General features: G+C 45.5%; 19 protein-coding genes. 3 read left to right on the top strand and 16 right to left on the bottom strand.

The genetic code is table 11. The features are described 5' to 3' along the window. Nucleotides 1–3: 3 nt before the first annotated feature. The 11 genes from rsmH to QMA01_RS02040 form a co-directional block, all read right to left on the bottom strand. Complete coding sequence (rsmH, locus tag QMA01_RS02090; protein ID WP_191713989.1) at nt 4–942, bottom strand: 16S rRNA (cytosine(1402)-N(4))-methyltransferase RsmH; 939 nt, start codon at nt 940–942, stop codon at nt 4–6. Nucleotides 943–962: 20 nt separating this feature from the next. Next, nucleotides 963–1,394, bottom strand: coding sequence for a division/cell wall cluster transcriptional repressor MraZ (mraZ, locus tag QMA01_RS02085; protein WP_290214208.1), 432 nt, complete (start codon nt 1,392–1,394; stop codon nt 963–965). A gap of 148 nt (nt 1,395–1,542) precedes the next feature. Beyond that, nucleotides 1,543–3,162, bottom strand: coding sequence for a bacillithiol biosynthesis cysteine-adding enzyme BshC (bshC, locus tag QMA01_RS02080; RefSeq protein ID WP_290214207.1), 1,620 nt, complete (start codon nt 3,160–3,162; stop codon nt 1,543–1,545). 78 nt (nt 3,163–3,240) lie between these two features. Beyond that, nucleotides 3,241–3,618 carry a DUF3397 family protein gene (locus QMA01_RS02075; protein WP_191713987.1) on the bottom strand — a complete coding sequence of 126 codons (378 nt, stop codon included), beginning with the start codon at nt 3,616–3,618 and terminating at the stop codon, nt 3,241–3,243. Then, the gene (locus QMA01_RS02070) at nt 3,615–4,478 is read right to left on the bottom strand and encodes a ketopantoate reductase family protein (RefSeq protein WP_290214206.1); all 864 of its coding nucleotides are present in this window, start codon (nt 4,476–4,478) and stop codon (nt 3,615–3,617) included. Before QMA01_RS02070 ends, QMA01_RS02075 begins: the two co-directional genes overlap by 4 nt. Nucleotides 4,479–4,557: 79 nt before the next feature. Next, nucleotides 4,558–6,108, bottom strand: a complete 1,551-nt coding sequence (locus QMA01_RS02065) for an acyl-CoA carboxylase subunit beta (protein WP_290214205.1) — start codon at nt 6,106–6,108, stop codon at nt 4,558–4,560. Nucleotides 6,109–6,327: 219 nt separating this feature from the next. Then, nucleotides 6,328–6,543 (bottom strand): biotin/lipoyl-containing protein, encoded by a 216-nt coding sequence (locus QMA01_RS02060; protein ID WP_191713984.1) that lies wholly within the window; start codon nt 6,541–6,543, stop codon nt 6,328–6,330. Continuing rightward, entirely contained in the window at nt 6,540–7,889 is a 1,350-nt protein-coding gene (locus QMA01_RS02055) for an acetyl-CoA carboxylase biotin carboxylase subunit (protein ID WP_290214204.1), read from the bottom strand. Before QMA01_RS02055 ends, QMA01_RS02060 begins: the two co-directional genes overlap by 4 nt. Before the next feature lie 230 nt (nt 7,890–8,119). Beyond that, entirely contained in the window at nt 8,120–8,872 is a 753-nt protein-coding gene (locus QMA01_RS02050) for an enoyl-CoA hydratase/isomerase family protein (RefSeq protein ID WP_422766029.1), read from the bottom strand. A gap of 122 nt (nt 8,873–8,994) precedes the next feature. Beyond that, nucleotides 8,995–9,171, bottom strand: a complete 177-nt coding sequence (rpmF, locus tag QMA01_RS02045) for a 50S ribosomal protein L32 (protein WP_006828847.1) — start codon at nt 9,169–9,171, stop codon at nt 8,995–8,997. Between the two features lie 24 nt (nt 9,172–9,195). Then, entirely contained in the window at nt 9,196–9,729 is a 534-nt protein-coding gene (locus tag QMA01_RS02040; protein WP_191713981.1) for a YceD family protein, read from the bottom strand. A 126-nt stretch (nt 9,730–9,855) separates the two neighbouring features. On the opposite strand from QMA01_RS02040, the gene QMA01_RS02035 reads away from it, so the two are divergent. Beyond that, nucleotides 9,856–11,055 carry a nucleotidyltransferase gene (locus QMA01_RS02035; RefSeq protein WP_191713980.1) on the top strand — a complete coding sequence of 400 codons (1,200 nt, stop codon included), beginning with the start codon at nt 9,856–9,858 and terminating at the stop codon, nt 11,053–11,055. Here the strand turns inward: QMA01_RS02035 and QMA01_RS02030 are convergent. The 3 genes from QMA01_RS02030 to rsmD all read right to left on the bottom strand — a co-directional run bounded on the left by QMA01_RS02030 (nt 11,043) and on the right by rsmD (nt 13,191). Beyond that, nucleotides 11,043–12,068: a SepM family pheromone-processing serine protease gene (locus QMA01_RS02030; RefSeq protein WP_290214202.1), complete on the bottom strand. Its 1,026-nt coding sequence runs from the start codon at nt 12,066–12,068 to the stop codon at nt 11,043–11,045. The two genes, QMA01_RS02035 and QMA01_RS02030, sit on opposite strands and share 13 nt — an antisense overlap. Before the next feature lie 75 nt (nt 12,069–12,143). Next, nucleotides 12,144–12,623 carry a pantetheine-phosphate adenylyltransferase gene (coaD, locus tag QMA01_RS02025; RefSeq protein ID WP_191713978.1) on the bottom strand — a complete coding sequence of 160 codons (480 nt, stop codon included), beginning with the start codon at nt 12,621–12,623 and terminating at the stop codon, nt 12,144–12,146. Then, nucleotides 12,616–13,191 (bottom strand): 16S rRNA (guanine(966)-N(2))-methyltransferase RsmD, encoded by a 576-nt coding sequence (rsmD, locus tag QMA01_RS02020; RefSeq protein WP_191713977.1) that lies wholly within the window; start codon nt 13,189–13,191, stop codon nt 12,616–12,618. Before rsmD ends, coaD begins: the two co-directional genes overlap by 8 nt. 83 nt (nt 13,192–13,274) lie before the next feature. Here rsmD and QMA01_RS02015 point away from each other — a divergent pair, with 83 nt between their 5' ends. Then, nucleotides 13,275–13,655 (top strand): DUF7147 family protein, encoded by a 381-nt coding sequence (locus tag QMA01_RS02015; protein ID WP_203339701.1) that lies wholly within the window; start codon nt 13,275–13,277, stop codon nt 13,653–13,655. Here QMA01_RS02015 and QMA01_RS02010 read toward each other — a convergent pair whose 3' ends face one another. After that, the gene (locus QMA01_RS02010) at nt 13,656–13,928 is read right to left on the bottom strand and encodes a YlbG family protein (RefSeq protein WP_191713976.1); all 273 of its coding nucleotides are present in this window, start codon (nt 13,926–13,928) and stop codon (nt 13,656–13,658) included. A 261-nt stretch (nt 13,929–14,189) separates the two neighbouring features. On the opposite strand from QMA01_RS02010, the gene QMA01_RS02005 reads away from it, so the two are divergent. Beyond that, entirely contained in the window at nt 14,190–15,095 is a 906-nt protein-coding gene (locus QMA01_RS02005) for a glycerophosphodiester phosphodiesterase family protein (protein WP_290214201.1), read from the top strand. 68 nt (nt 15,096–15,163) lie between these two features. Here the strand turns inward: QMA01_RS02005 and QMA01_RS02000 are convergent, their stop codons facing one another. Beyond that, nucleotides 15,164–15,610, bottom strand: a complete 447-nt coding sequence (locus QMA01_RS02000) for a YlbF/YmcA family competence regulator (protein ID WP_191713974.1) — start codon at nt 15,608–15,610, stop codon at nt 15,164–15,166. Nucleotides 15,611–15,675: the final 65 nt, after the last annotated feature.

The following is a 15,675-nucleotide window of genomic DNA, read 5'->3' as shown; positions in this document are numbered from 1 at the left end:
TCCTTACTCATTTATTTTTTCTGCAATCCGCAATTTTGCGGATCTTGACCGGTTATTGTGTGCAAGCTCTTCTTCTGTTGGCAGAATCGGTTTTCTTGTAATCAGCTTCAGTATCGGCTCCATCCCGTCTGGAATCACCGGCAAATTCGGCGGCAGTTCCGGGAGGGACGAGGCTTCTTTGAAAATCGCTTTGCAAAGCCGGTCTTCAAGGGAATGGAAGGTGATGACACTGATTCTTCCCCCAATGGCCAATAGATCAATTGCATCCTGCAGCGATGTCTCAGCAGCGCCCAGTTCATCATTTACGGCAATCCGAATCGCTTGAAATACCCGTTTCGCAGGATGTCCGCCTTTGCGGCGGGCAAAAGCAGGAATACCGTCTTTGATGCATTCGACTAGTTGCCCCGTTGTTTCAATGGGTTGCTTTTCTCGTGCAGCTTCGATTTTGCGGGCTATCTGTTTAGAGAATTTTTCTTCACCGTAGCGGTAGAAAATTCTTACCAAGTCTTCAAAAGACCATTCGTTGACGACGTGATAGGCGCTCAATTCAGCGCTTTGATCCATTCTCATATCCAGTGGCGCGTCGTTATGGTAGCTGAAACCGCGTTCTGGAGTATCTAATTGCGGGGAAGAAACACCGAGGTCATAAAGAATGCCATCGACTTTTTCCACTCCACGCATTTCCAGCTCTTCTTTTAAAAACTTAAAGTTGGCATGGATGAATGTAATTCTATGTAAGTAATCTTGCAGTTTTTCTTTTGCATGAGCCAGTGCCGTCGCGTCTTGATCAAAGCAATACAAATGACCTTGGTCAGATAATTGCTGAACCAAATATTCGCTGTGGCCTGCGCCGCCCAGCGTACAATCCACATATATGCCGTCAGGACGAACGTTCAGACCATCGACAGTTTCATGCAGTAAAACCGTGGTGTGGTTGAACAATCCATTTCCCCCGTTCATTTTTAAAAGTCAAAATCAGTTAAATTTTCCGCGATTTCGTTAAAGGAATCTTCAGATGCTGCAAAATAGCTTTCCCATGAATCTTTTGCCCATATTTCAAAACGGTTGGACACACCTAAGATGATGCATTCTTTTTCAAGTTTCGCATAAGAAATTAATGTCGTCGGTATATTGACGCGTCCTTGCTTATCAAGTTCCACTTCTGTAGCTCCTGAAAAAAAGAAACGTGTAAAAGCACGAGCGTCTTTTTTGGTGACCGGCAGCTCTTTCAGCTTTTCTTCAATTTTCTGCCATTCGTCCATAGTGTAACCAAATAAGCATTGATCTAGGCCTCGGGTAATGACAAAATGGTCACCCAGCTGCTCACGAAACTTTGCCGGAACGATTAACCGTCCCTTCGCATCAACGCTATGTTGATATTCGCCCATGAACATACCCTTCACCCCACTTATTGTACTAAATGTACCACAATCCCCCACTTGTCACCACTTGTTTTTGAAATATTTCACGTTTGTTACATTAAAATGTCTCAACAAGTTATTTTGACATAAAAAAAGCCTGCGAATGCAGACTTTTTGACAATTATAACCAAATAATTTTATGATTTTTATCATACTTCAATGGCAATGCCAGAAGATCTTTTACGAGTCCACTTCCGTATTGATTCATATAAATAAACGGGCTATAGATTCGTTCTTGGAACCCACCATTCGGCAGCAACTCGTTTTCAATGGCAGCGTAATGGCCAAACTCAATGCTATTTTGAAGCACCACTTCATCTTCCAGTTTATTCTTCAAAAAACTTAATTGCTTAACGTGCAATTGCAGATTTTTTTCCACAATCGGCGTTAATCCCGTGCTGATGGTAGAGAACTTTTTATGGATCTCTTTGTATGCTTTTTCGACCTGGTTCTGCAGCTCCGCAATCAGGGCCTCGGCTTCCTTTTCACGGATCGAGTCCATCAACTCATTTCTTTTGATGGCCACTTGCCGCTCGTTGACCACTGCAGCAAAATCCAAATTGTACTTTTCTAAAAGACGCTGCGTCTGGCGGTTCACTAAAGTCAGGCTTAAGCGCGGCATAACAACCGGCAGTTCCATGCCGAACAATTCGAAAGCGCCTTTGAAAGCTGCCCAATAAGCGATTTCTCCAGGGCCGCCTACAAAAGCCAGCACCGGGAAGACCATTTCCTGCATCAGCGGTCGTGTCACCACATTATTGCTCAGCAGTTCAGGAGTCTTTTCAGCTATATCCAAAAGCTGTTGCTTTGTAAAGCGGATGGCACCGTTGTTCGCAACAAACTCCCCGTCTTGGCGCTCTAGCAGCAAGCGTTCCCCCTTCACTGTAATAAACAAATGGGCTGCGTTTTCTTCGGCTCCGATGACGGCACTATAGCCGTCCTTCGCCAATGATCGCTCAGCGGCTGCAACCGTTTCCGCAATTTCGGCGGATCGTTCAATCATCTGTTTGAAATAAGGAGACTCATAGTTGCGAAGATTTTCATCTGCCGCATCGATATACAATAGTCCTTCTTCCTTGAAAAAATGATCGAGCAGGCATGCGAAGAAATCGGTGAAGGATACAGATTGTTCCAACAAACCGAAAACCAGGCCATGGATTTCTTTGGTATGTTCGGTTTCGGGAAGACTGCGGAAATACTCTTCCAGAAAAGAAGCGATCTTCGGTTTATTCAGCGTGGCAGAAGAAGCGGAATGCTTTCCATATTCAGCGTGCGGAATGTTTAATTTATCCACTCGTCCATTGACTTCTCTGTACAGATGGCTGATTTCAGCCAAATCGTGGTCTTCTCCGGCAATCCAAAATACCGGCACCACTTTGGTGTTCAGCTGCGCAGAAGCCTGTTTGGCCAGAACAATAACCGATATTGCTTTATGTACCGTATATAAGGGACCTGTTAAGAGGCCTGCCTGTTGGCCTGTCACAACCACCGGCGCACCTTCTTCGAAACTCTTCAAATGCCGTTCTGCTGATTCGGACAATCCATTCCGTCCCATGTATTGACGCAAAACGCCTGACAGTTTGATGCGATCGACAGAATGGCTTTGAAGCTTCTTCAATCGCCCTTCAAGTGACTGCATTTGCGGATCATATGAAAAATACTGGCGGATGGCCGGTCTGCCATTTACATAATCACTCATCAATTTACTGGCCGATTCTATATATTGTTCCTCTACCTTCATGAAAAAAAGTCCCCTTTTCCCTTTACATTTAAAATCTACTATATCAAACGCATCTCCTAAAGAAAAAAAATACGCCTGCTAAACTGATTCAATGATGATCATTACCAGTCCGGCCAGCCATACAAACGCATAAGCGAAAGCCAATAGCAGAAAGCAGGTTCTCCATAATTTCCGGAAAAACGGGATGATTTCAATTTCTTTGGCGGTTCTCCATTCGATGACCAGCAAGACGATCGCCAATACAAGTGCCACGAAATAAACAATCGCAGATACAGAATAGCCCCATAGGAAGTCTACCGACGCAGGTACGGAAAAAAATAGCAAGAAAGTGGTGATATCAGATGCCACACCAAGCGCTTTCCGTTTTTTCTTTCTTAAAAACAAAAAATAAACAAAGATGAAAAGAAGAAAGGGAATATAAAGAAAAATCGTTCCAATTGTATGTAATAGCGTCATTTTTCTACCTCAACAGTTTTTAATAGGTGATAGAAAGCCTTGAATAAAGGCAATTCCAATTTGGAACGATTCAATACATACAGCATCAATCCTTCAACTTCCATCGGATCGCCTGCCAAGCGATCTGTCAACATTGCCGATGCTCGTTCTGGCTCTGCTGCACAGAATGCAGCCACTTTCTCAATCGGCTGCAGCGATTCAATTTCAGGAAATGCCAAATAAAGTTCGTTGTACAGGTTTCTGAACAATTCATATGCATGTGGATTGGTGATCAATTCACCGTTGCGGATTTTCATCAACGCTGTCAATGGATCGATCAAGCTGCTGAACAGCAAGCTTTCAAAAAGCTGCTCTTCAATCGTCTCCACCCAATTTGTCTGCCAGGCAGAAGATTCAAGAAGCGGCTGAAACTCTTCCATATGGCCTTTTACCAAACCATAGGTGACGTGTGCAGTTTTGCTGAAACTAATTTCCGTATTGCTCAACTTGACGCAATCTGTTTCCAAAACAGCTGCTGCAATATGGCGATGCGACAAAGTTCTGGCTTTTTCCAAAAACAGCATCCCTTGCTGAAGGAAAACAATCCGGTTGCTTGGACAGCGGATTTTCAGAAGCCTTAAAATCGGCTGAAGATCTTCGTACTTCACCGTCAGAAGAATAAAAGCGTCCGGATCGATCTGCTCAATATCCGTGTAGGCTTTTATATACTGCCGGTCCTTACCATGTATGATTCCCTGCTCGTTGATCGACGCAGCTTGTTCTTCATGCTCCGTGACCACTTGTACATCATGGCCCGCTTTTTTCAATAGATAGGCTGGCAGCATTCCGTTGGCCACAGCTCCGACAATTGCATATTTCATAGAATCACTCCTTACAGTGCCACAGTTTCTTAAAAAAGAAGCCTGCCCATATTAGGCAGACTTCCAATAATAAACTTTATTATACAGGATAAATCGGATGTTTTCGATATGGCAATGGCAAATCTTTTGTTTCATAAAAAGACAGGCGTTGAGAAAGTACCGAACGCAATTGATGCGGCGCGACAATTTCATCAATGATCAATTCAGATGCCAGACGATAAATATCGATTTCCTCTTTGTATTCCTGATGTTTTTGCTGTACGTACTGAAGGCGTTCTTTCGGATCTTCGATGGCTTCAATTTTATTCGAGTAAACGGCATTTACCGCCGCTTCAGGACCCATCACTGCAATTTGCGCTGTCGGCAACGCGATGCAGACATCCGGTTCGAAGGCTGGGCCTGCCATCGCATAGAGACCGGCTCCATAGGCTTTGCGGACAATGACAGAGATTTTCGGCACTGTCGCTGAACTCATTGCGGCGATGAACTTGGCACCATGGCGGATGATGCCGGCACGTTCGACTTTTGTGCCGATCATAAAGCCTGGAACGTCTGCCAGGAACAACAACGGAATTGAAAATGCATCGCAAAGGTTGATGAATTTTGCTCCTTTGTCGGCTGAATCACCGAATAGGACTCCCCCTTTAACCTTTGGCTGGTTGGCAAGAATGCCGACCACCTGGCCGTCGATACGTGCAATTCCTGTAATCAATTCCCCAGCGAACAGCTTTTTGATATCAAAAAAGCTGCCTTCATCGACTAATTGATCAATCAGTTCATACATGTCAAACGGCGCATTTTGGTTTTCCGGGATAATTGCTTCCAGCGAACGCCCTGCTTTGGCTGCTTTTGCCTCAATCTTTTCAGGCTTGAGGGCAAAATTAGACGGGAAATTCGTCAAATAGCGGCGCGCTTCAGAAATTGCTTCTTCTTCCGTGGCCACCAATACATCGCCGACACCACTGACGGTGCAGTGCATGCGGGCTCCACCCATCTCTTCTAGCGTCACTTTTTCTCCGATGACTTTTTCCGCCATACGAGGCGACCCCAAATACATCGAGGCATTGCCCTCAACCATGATGACGATATCACAGAAAGCCGGAATATAGGCACCTCCTGCAGCAGATGGACCGAACAATAAGCACACTTGCGGAACCATTCCGGACATTCTCACCTGATTATGAAAAATTTTGCCTGCTCCCCGGCGATTTGGGAACATATCCAGCTGATCTGTGATCCGGGCTCCCGCAGAATCCACCAAATAGAGCATCGGTACTTGCATTTTTTCAGCTGTTTCCTGGATGCGGATGATTTTTTCTACTGTACGCGAACCCCATGACCCGGCTTTGACCGTTGAATCGTTGGCCATTACACAAACGGTTTCCCCGTTGACTTTCCCAATGGCTGTAATAACGCCATCCGCCGGAAGATCTTCTGCTTCGACATTGGCAAAACGTCCATCTTCCGCATAGTTCTCGTCATCAAACAATAACTTCAAACGATCACGGACAAATAATTTATTGCTTTCTTTCAGTTTGTCGTGGTATTTTTGCTGCCCCCCAGCAAAAATTTTCGACAGTTTTTGTTCCAAGCGTTCGTTATACCCTGTTGTTTCAGTCGTTTTCGTCATCTCACTGTCCCCTTTGCAATAAAATCGATTATCCCGCTTTAACGGGCAGTAAGACTCCCGCTTCTGCAAGCGGGAGATCCACTGACCGTAAAAGTCCGATTGGATCGGGCCGACAGGATGCCGGTTACATAGGCGTTGCCGCAGGACGCGGCGCGTTTAGCCGATGTTCCGCTTTTTACCAATGGGGGATGAAGAACCCCCACTGATTGAAGTTTCTCTTTATTCGCCGACCGTCAACAGCAGATCGCCTTCGTTGACAAAGCCGCCAACTTCGACATGAACTTTCTCGACTTTTCCGCCAAATTCAGCTTCTACTGGAATTTCCATTTTCATGGACTCGATTGTCAAAACAGCTTGTCCGGCAGTTACCGCTTCCCCTTCAGCCGCCAATACGTTTAATACCGTTCCTGCCATAGATGCTTTCAATTCTTTCATAATGTGTGTTCCTCCTTTATTTTTTCCATCCATTGCGGCAATACCGCAGTTGCGTAATCACCTGAAATAAATTCCTCTGACCTAATAAATTCCTTAAATAAAGGAATATTGGTTTTTACACCAGTAATTGTAACATGATTGAAAAAAGTCTGTGATTTTGACAAAGCATCAATCCGGTCGGTTCCGCGGATGATAATTTTTGAAATCATCGGATCGTAGAAAGGCGTCACTTGGTTGCCTTCTTCGTAACCCGTTTCAATACGTGCGCCTTCTCCCCATTGAAGCTTTTCGAGCTTACCTGGAGATGGGAAAAATGTTTTTGGGTCTTCAGCATACACGCGGTACTCAATGGCGTGGCCTTTTGTCTGTATGCTGTCCTGAGAAGGCAATTCTCCCCCATCAGCTACAGTCAGCTGCCATTCAACAAGATCCAGCCCTGTCACTTCTTCGGTGACAGGATGCTCGACTTGCAGACGCGTATTCATCTCCAGGAAATAAAAGTTATTATCCGGGTCGACGATAAATTCGACGGTTCCCGCATTGGTGTAGTTAACCGCTTTTCCAGCCTGCAGCGCAGCTTCGCAAAGCCGTTCGCGGACATCTTGCGGCAAATTCGGCGAAGGCGATTCTTCAATCACTTTCTGGTTGCGGCGCTGGACTGAACAATTCCGTTCGTATAAATGAACAAGATTGCCATGGTGGTCGCCGAAAATCTGAACTTCAATATGGCGGGCGTCAGCAATAAATTTCTCCAAATAAACCACATCGTCTCCAAAATAGGCCTTCGCGCGGTTTTTAACAGAGACAAACTGTTGAGTGAGCGCTTGCTCACTTTCACAGCGCACCATACCGATTCCACCGCCGCCTGCACTGGCTTTCAGCATCAATGGATAACCGATAGCTTCAGCTTCCTGCAAAGCTTCTTCAAGTGTCGTCACACCTTCTTCTGTACCAGGGACGACAGGTACAGAAGCCTTGATCATCGTTCTGCGGGATTTAATTTTATCCCCCATCTTTTCGATGATATCGCTTGAAGGTCCGATAAAGACCATCCCGGCTTCTGCCACGCGACGGGCAAAACCGGCATTTTCCGACAGCAGCCCATATCCCGGATGGATGGCGTCCACACCGTGTTTTTTAGCTTCTTCAATAATTTTATCGATTTGCAGGTAAGACTGTACGACCGGATTTGGACCGATCAGTACAGCTTGGGTCGCTTCACTGACGTAAGGCAGATCCCCATCTGCCTCAGAATGAATAGCAACCGTCTCGATACCGAGTCGTTCGCAGGTCCGAATGATTCGGCGTGCGATTTCTCCCCGGTTCGCGATCAGGATTTTTTTCATATTAGAAATACCCCCTATGTTTTCTCCCTTCTATAGCATATACGAATTTTGTAAGCGATTTCAACTATTCATTAAAATATTTCTTTTTAAGTAGAATGAAACATAAAATTATTCTCTCAAATCGCCAAGCCCATGTTGTGTGGAGCTATGACCCAGTCTACTCTTCAAGCGCGCCACACCCGGACTTTCTGAAGAATTCCATAAAAAAGAAACCCCTCCGAAAAGGGATTTCATTTTTTCGTTTTATTGAGGAAGCCATCGACCGCATCATGATGGGCGTCTTTCTCCCATAAAATAGCGCATCTTCTAACTTCCTGTTCCACACGTTCTTTCAAATCGGTCTTCTGCCATTTGCGGATGGCCATTTCCTTATAGGCGCGGTGAACGTCGGGATGGACTTTCTTCATCGATTTGAAAAAGTCAATGATATCTTGGTCACTGCGAATAATCACTGATGCCCAACCGGACTCTTTTAATTCAGACGCTGTGTATACCTTAGCTTCACTGAGCATTTGCAACGCTTTGTCATGCTGCAAGGTTTCCAGTAGATATGTTCCGCCTCCCCAGCCGCTGGTGATAGCTAGCGTGCCTTGGATAAAGCCGCACTTGGCATGGTCCCATACAAGCCTGTAATCGCACGCTGTGGCGATTTCGCAGCCGCCGCCGACTGCTGCACCATTAACAACTGCCACAACCGGTACAGGCAGTGTTTTGATTGAATAGAGCACTTCGCTCATGCGCTTCAGCATGCCGTATGCCTGTTCTTCCGTTCGAAGGGCATGGAATACCGACAGGTCGCCGCCTGAACAAAAGGCCTGCTTGCCGGCAGCTGTGATGATAACGGCCCGGACAGAAGGATGCTGTGCCTTTTCCACCAATTCCTCCAGTCCCATTGTGACTTCATCGTTGATGGCGTTGCGGATATGGGGCCGGTCAATCGTAAATGTCATAATTCCCTCTGTAAGGTTGATTGTATAAGACAATAGAATCCCTCTCTTCTGCCAATTTTTCTGTTGGCGGTTAAATCCGCCACTTGCTTATGTATAGAGAAAAAGGCTATCGAGAGCCATGGCCTCTCAATAGCCTTTCAGCAGCAAATACTGTTTTATTTGCTTGCTACTACTTCTTTCCCTTTGTATGATCCACATGCTTTGCAGACGTGGTGAGCCAATTTACTTTCGCCACAGCTTGGGCAAATTACCATGCCCGGCACTGACAATTTAAAATGTGTACGGCGTTTTCTTTTAGCGGTTTTGGACGTTCTTCTAGCTGGTACAGCCATTGGTGACACCTCCTTACACTAATTCTATTCATCTGACTGATCAAAATACTTTGCTAAATCAGCAAGTCTTGGATCCGGTTTTGGTGGTGCCGCTTCTTTCTCAGCTTCGTACTCTTCGTCTGTTGAATACGACCAATCATTCCCGCCTTTGATGACGGCCTGATCAGCGTCTTCCTTAAACACCTGAATCGGTATTTCCAGCAAAACTAATTCTTCCAGTATCGGCTGAAGATCAATGATCTCAGTTTCTACAGGGTGAACATCGCTTAGCTTATCCTCTTTGGCATTTTCAGACCAATCGAAGACTTCAACCGAATCAACGTTTATCGGAAACTCAACATCCTCCCAAGTTCTGGCACAAGGCAGCGTAAGCATACCTTCGAGATGGATTTGGCACGTTAATTGTTGCGAACCAATTGTGCAATGTCCTGTAACATGTACAGGCGAAATTTCCCGAATATCGCTATTCCGTGATTTCACTGCATCCAAATGAACCATTTGGTCAATTGGCAGTCCGTCTTTGCGATGCTTTTGAAGCTGTTGAATCGCTATTTTCATAAGTAATCACCTCAAGACAACAAAGTTGATTATATAATGCACAGAAAAAGATGTCAAGAAAAAATCTTGTCACACTATTTCAAACATCGGTATACTATTGTTAATTCTACCAAAGAGGTGAGCAGATTGGAAGCTGTAGGAATTATTGTTGAATACAACCCTTTTCATAACGGACACCTCCATCACGCCCAGCAAGCCCGTAAAGAGTCAGGCGCCGACATCGTCATCGCAGCGATGAGCGGACAGTTCCTGCAGCGCGGGGAACCGGCATTCGCCGATAAATGGGCACGCACAGAGATGGCATTGGATGCCGGCATCGATCTGGTAATAGAACTTCCCTATGTGTATGCAACGGCTCAGGCCGCAGATTTCGCAAAAGGCGGCATCGCGCTGCTCGATGCCATCGGCTGCTCTTCTTTTTGCTTCGGCAGTGAACAGGGGGCTATTGAGCCATTCTTGAATTCACACCAATTGCTGACTGAACATGCGATGGCATACCAGCAGCTTATCCATGAAGCTGTCCAGACCGGCATCAGCTACCCCAAAGCACTGAATAACGCCTACTTGTCTTTGGTTGGCAATGGCACGGACTTTGCCGATTTGACGCAGCCGAATAATATTTTAGGTTTTCATTATCTGGAAGCCGCTCAAAAACTCGGCTCTTCCATAACCCCCCTGACCATCCAGCGTATAGGCGCCAATTATCATGACCCGATCCAAGCAGGACTGCCGATTGCCAGTGCCACCGGAATTCGCGATGCATTCTTTAAAGGAGACTCCGTCGAGGAATTATCGGCTTATATGCCAAAAACTTCGATTGCGTCATTAAAGAAAGCGGAAAAAGAATACGGTTCCTTCGGCAGCTGGGAACAGTTCTATCCTTTGTTGCGCTTTACAGTTTTGCGGGAAGGGCCTGAAAGGTTGAAACTGTATGCCGAAGTGACTGAAGGCATCGAAAATTTAATCTACCAGTCCGCCAAAACAGCAGACAGCTTTGAAGCGTTCATTTCACTTATTAAATCAAAACGGTTTACACGGACACGGATCCAACGGATGCTGACGCATATCTACACAGGCTTTACATGGCAGCTCCTGCGCTCATTTGAAGCTCCGGCTTATATCCGGCTCCTCGGCATGTCAGAAGCCGGGAGAAGCTATCTAAATCTGCAAAAAAAGAATATCAAGCTTCCTGTAGTGAGCCGTGCAGCTGAGCTGAACGATCCAATGGGGAAACTTGATATTCATGCTACTGCGATGTACTTGCAAGGTATGGGCTCCACTGAGTTAAAAAAAGAATTCACAACACCGCCGATTTACCGGGGCTGAAGTTCTTCCAAAAATGCCAAGGCATCTTCCACTGTATCGACGGGAACGATTTCCATCGCTGTCCCGATTTTTTCGGCCGTTTCCACAGCGATGGTATAGTTGCTGTCACCGCCGCCTTCCACTGCTGCGTTCGGTGCAAAGAAAATGTCAATGCCTGCAGAATCAGCAGCCATGATTTTTTGATCGATGCCGCCAATTCTGCCTACAGAACCATCGCTTTCCATGGTACCGGTGCCGGCGATATCATAGCCTTTAGTAATATCTTCATCCACCAGCTGGTTCAGGATCTCGAGTGTGAACATCAAGCCGGCGGAAGGGCCGCCGATGGTATCGGAATCGATTTTTACTTCGGGCGTTGTTTCAATCCTTTTATCTTCGACAAATGATATCCCGAGACCGACCCGTTCTGGATCCGTCGGCAACGGCGCCAATCCGATGTCTGTACTGATTTCGCGATCATCCCGCTCATAGAGCACTTCCACCTGTTCCCCGGCTTTTTTGTCGCTTAAATAATCGATGAATTCCTGCATTTCACTGAAGTTATTGCCATCCACTTCAAGAACACGATCTCCAGGCGCTAAAATGCCATCTGCGGCCCCCCCATCTAATACGTTCAGGACAAAGACGCCATCGTTGATGACTTCGTACGGCAACTCCGCCTGCTCAAATGCAATCTGCAATGCATTCACCTGTGAATCGGACATGAGCTTCAACTGACGCACATTGTATTCTTCATCGCTTTCATGCGGGCTTCTGACCTGCTCCGGCGGCATGACTTTGTAGCCATCCTGGAATTTTGCCCAGACATACAAAGCGGGAGTCGCCGTCAGCATGGAGACTGTCATTAGGCTGAGGCTTCCTTCATCGTCTTCATCGCCTCCTGCGACTTCTACAAGCGGTGACAGCTCGTATGCGCCTCCGGGTCTTGTGATATAGGCATCCAAACGATATGAAGACAGAAAGACCACCAGAGCCACCACCGCGACGAAAATGAGTAATCGTTTATTTTTCATCCAGTTCTTCCTTTCATTGGCTGAAATCGTTGCTGCCTTAAGCGTTGCATAAGAAAAAGCCACGAAATTCGTGACTCACTGAAATTTTGAATGAAGAGCCTTTTCAACCGCTTCGGGTACAAGACCGGTAATGCTGCCTTTGTATTTTGCCACTTCTTTAACAATACTCGAACTCAGGAACGAATATTGGTTGTTGGATACCATGAACAAAGTTTCGATATTTTCATTTAAGAACCGGTTCATGGATGTGATTTGCATTTCGTATTCAAAATCACTGACAGCTCGAAGGCCGCGAATGATAGCGTTTGCTTTTACTTCAACTGAGTAATCAATCAGCAATCCTGAAAAAGAATCCACTTTGACATTCGGAATCGATTGCGTCACTTGCGAAATCAGATCCATACGCTCGTTGACGTCAAATAAAGGATTTTTTGAAGAATTATTCATAACCACGACTTTCACTTCATCAAAAATAGTGGATGCGCGTTTAATGATATCCAGATGCCCCATTGTTATCGGGTCAAAACTCCCTGGAACTACAGCAATTTTAGTCAATGCGTTCTCCCTCTTCCCCCTGGTAACGGTAAATTGAAATGATGGTGCTCCCGTAAAGTTCTTTTTTATAGCGTTCAAAATATTTAGTGCGATCCGGAAGCTCCACTTCCTTGTCGTGCTCACAAACTATAATCGCATCTTTCGTCACGATTTCCAATTCTCCCGCTTTGTCCATCAAATCATAGGATTTTTTCAAATGATATGGAGGATCCAGGAACAACAACCTCGCCTGTACACCGTTCTTCTTTATGGCCTTGACTGCCCGTTCCGCATCGGCCCGAAATACTTCTGCCTGGTCCGTAAGGCGTGTCTTCTCCAAATTGCTTTGGATCGTTTCAACCGCTCGGCGGTCCTTGTCTGTAAAAATGACATGGTCAATGCCGCGGCTAAGCGCTTCAATGCCCAGTCCGCCGCTTCCGGCAAACAGGTCCAACGCAACCCCTCCATCAAAAAATGGGCCGATCATATTGAAAATGGATTCTTTCACTTTATCTGTCGTCGGTCTGGTGGAATTGCCAGGCACCGCCTTTAATGGGATCCCTTTAACCGAGCCTGCTACAACACGCATACTATCGCCTCTAACTTAAATGATTTTCTTGATGCATTTTACATGCATAATGGTAAAATGAAGACTGGAAAGGACGTGAAATGATGATACAACGTTTTATCGAACTCGGAGAAGGGTACGGAGATATCTATGAGCTCCGCGAACTCATCACAAGCAATCAACAACGTTTCATGCATGGATTTGTTTTTCTCTCCACCAATCCGCAGGGACAGGATGTACTATCAATTGCTGCTGCATTCAAACCGGCTGCTGAAGGAAACTTTATGCCGATCTATATTTGCCGCGAAGGAATTCCAGTCAATTCCAAGCGGTTGGACGTATTTGAACAAGCGGTTGCTGCACTCGGACATACGCCGATCAAAATGGAAGTTAAACACTCTTCCGTTTATGCAGACAGAAAATTTTTCCACAACCACTTGATTTCCGTTTTAAGATTAAACCATTACATTCCGCCGATGCAATAATTACAAGCCAATCTTGTAATCATATTCTTTTGCTTTATCAGGCTTGGCATTTTCATATTCCGTTTTCAGGAAGGGACGGTATGATTCGAGCACTTGTTTTACATAAGGCAATTTATTTAATTTCGTTTTGGTCGCTTCTATGACATCCTGGTCCATATACAGGACGACGTATTTCAATCTGCGGGAAATATAATGGACATGCCCAAATTTCCGCAGCGATTTAGCTTGTTTCAAATGATGCACATAGACAATGAGGCCTTGGCGATCATGCATAAGTATCCCTCTTTTCTTAGCTTCTAGAATACCATAGGAAAGAAAAAAGCCGCAACCGAATAGCGAGAAACTTCCATTGCTTCAGAAGTGTTGATCCGCAGCTGATTGTCCAAGCTTGTTAATAGACTTTTGCAGACAGCTGATTTTTTCACTTGCAGACGCTGAAATTTTTCCGGTTGTTAAAGAGGGATAAAATGACAGTGCACCATTCAATTCGCTATACTGTTTTTATTACGGTATTTCAGGGAGGTAACAACAAGTATGGGTAAAAAGACAAAAATCGGCTTAGCAGCTGCGGCTGTCGGAGCTGCTGCGTGGGCAGGCTCTAAAGCATTGGCTAACCCCCAGCAACGGCCCGCAAAAGAAGTTTTGAATTACGAACGTCCAATCGTCCTGGCACATCGGGGCGGCAGCAAATTGGCGCCTGAAAACACGATGGCTGCATTCAATCGCTCAGCTGATCTTGGAGTCCATGGTTTCGAAATCGATATCCGTATGACCAATGATGAAGAAATCCTGGTTTTCCATGATGAATTCATCGACCGGACTACGGATGGGGCTGGCAGAGTTGCAGACATGTCGCTTGACCAGTTGAAGGCTTTCGATCTCGGCTATCATTTTATCGATACCGATGGCAACCATTCTTACCGCGGGAAAAACGAACGGGTTGTACTGTTGCGCGAACTGATTGAAAAATTCCCTCAAATGTTTATCAATATCGATATAAAGGACGATCCTGCAACCTATGAAGGCAGTTTAGTCCCTTCGAAACTATGGCGTCTGATCGATTCACTCGGAGCTCAAGACCGCGTGGTCGTGACTTCTTTCTTCGATGAACAAATTGACCGATTTAATTTATATGCACAAAACCGTGTAGCCATCGGCGCAGGCGAGAATGAAGTCAGAAAAGCATATACGGCCTACAATAGCCAGTTTGGCCATTTGTATCAGCCGCGGGCAGACGTTTTCCAGATTCCTGTCAAATCCTCTGTGTTCCGGTTGGATTCTCCCCGCTTTATTGCGTTCTTGGAGAGTTTGAATATTCCCGTGCATTACTGGGTCATTGATGAACAGGATGCAATGCGTGATTTAATAGGCGCAGGAGCCAAAGGCATTATCACCGGACGACCCGATCTAGCTGTGGAAATCATTTCCGACATGGAATAAGAAACCGCATAAAAAAAGTGCAACGCAAGCGTTGCACTTTTTTTATGGCCTTTGGTTCTAAAAAGCGATCATGCCGAACAAGAACAGCCGCCGCCTGTACCGCAACTTCCTCCACAGGAAGATTCGGATGAGAAAAATGGATTGGAAGAAGGGATTTTTACTGCCTCTGAAACAGATCTTCCAAGGATAAAACTCACTTGGTCCATCAGGTCCTGAAGCTCATTTTCAGCCAAGCGCAGATTGGCCACTTTTTCATTCAGGTCCAAGCGTCGTTTATCGACTCGGATCTGTTTCATCACCCGTGAGTACTCCGGATGATATTTCCCAAAACGCTGTACTTCTTCATATTGGTCTTTTAATCTGGCGAAAGCCTGGATTTCATCCGCAAGATTTTTATCATTATAGACAGAGGCATAAGCAGCCCGGTAAAGGTCAGCTTGCTCTGATTGTAAGATCATTTGGCCTAACTCATCTGCAAAGTCAGTTATTTCAGCCCATTCATAGGTCATAATCATAGCATTTTCCTCCTTTACGCTTTAATCATAGCAGATATTTTTGAATTTCACTACAGACTTGAAAG

This window comes from Planococcus notacanthi (assembly GCF_030407825.1).
Taxonomy (GTDB): Bacteria; Bacillota; Bacilli; order Bacillales_A; family Planococcaceae; genus Planococcus; species Planococcus notacanthi.
This window is presented reverse-complemented; position numbering and strand designations above follow the sequence as displayed.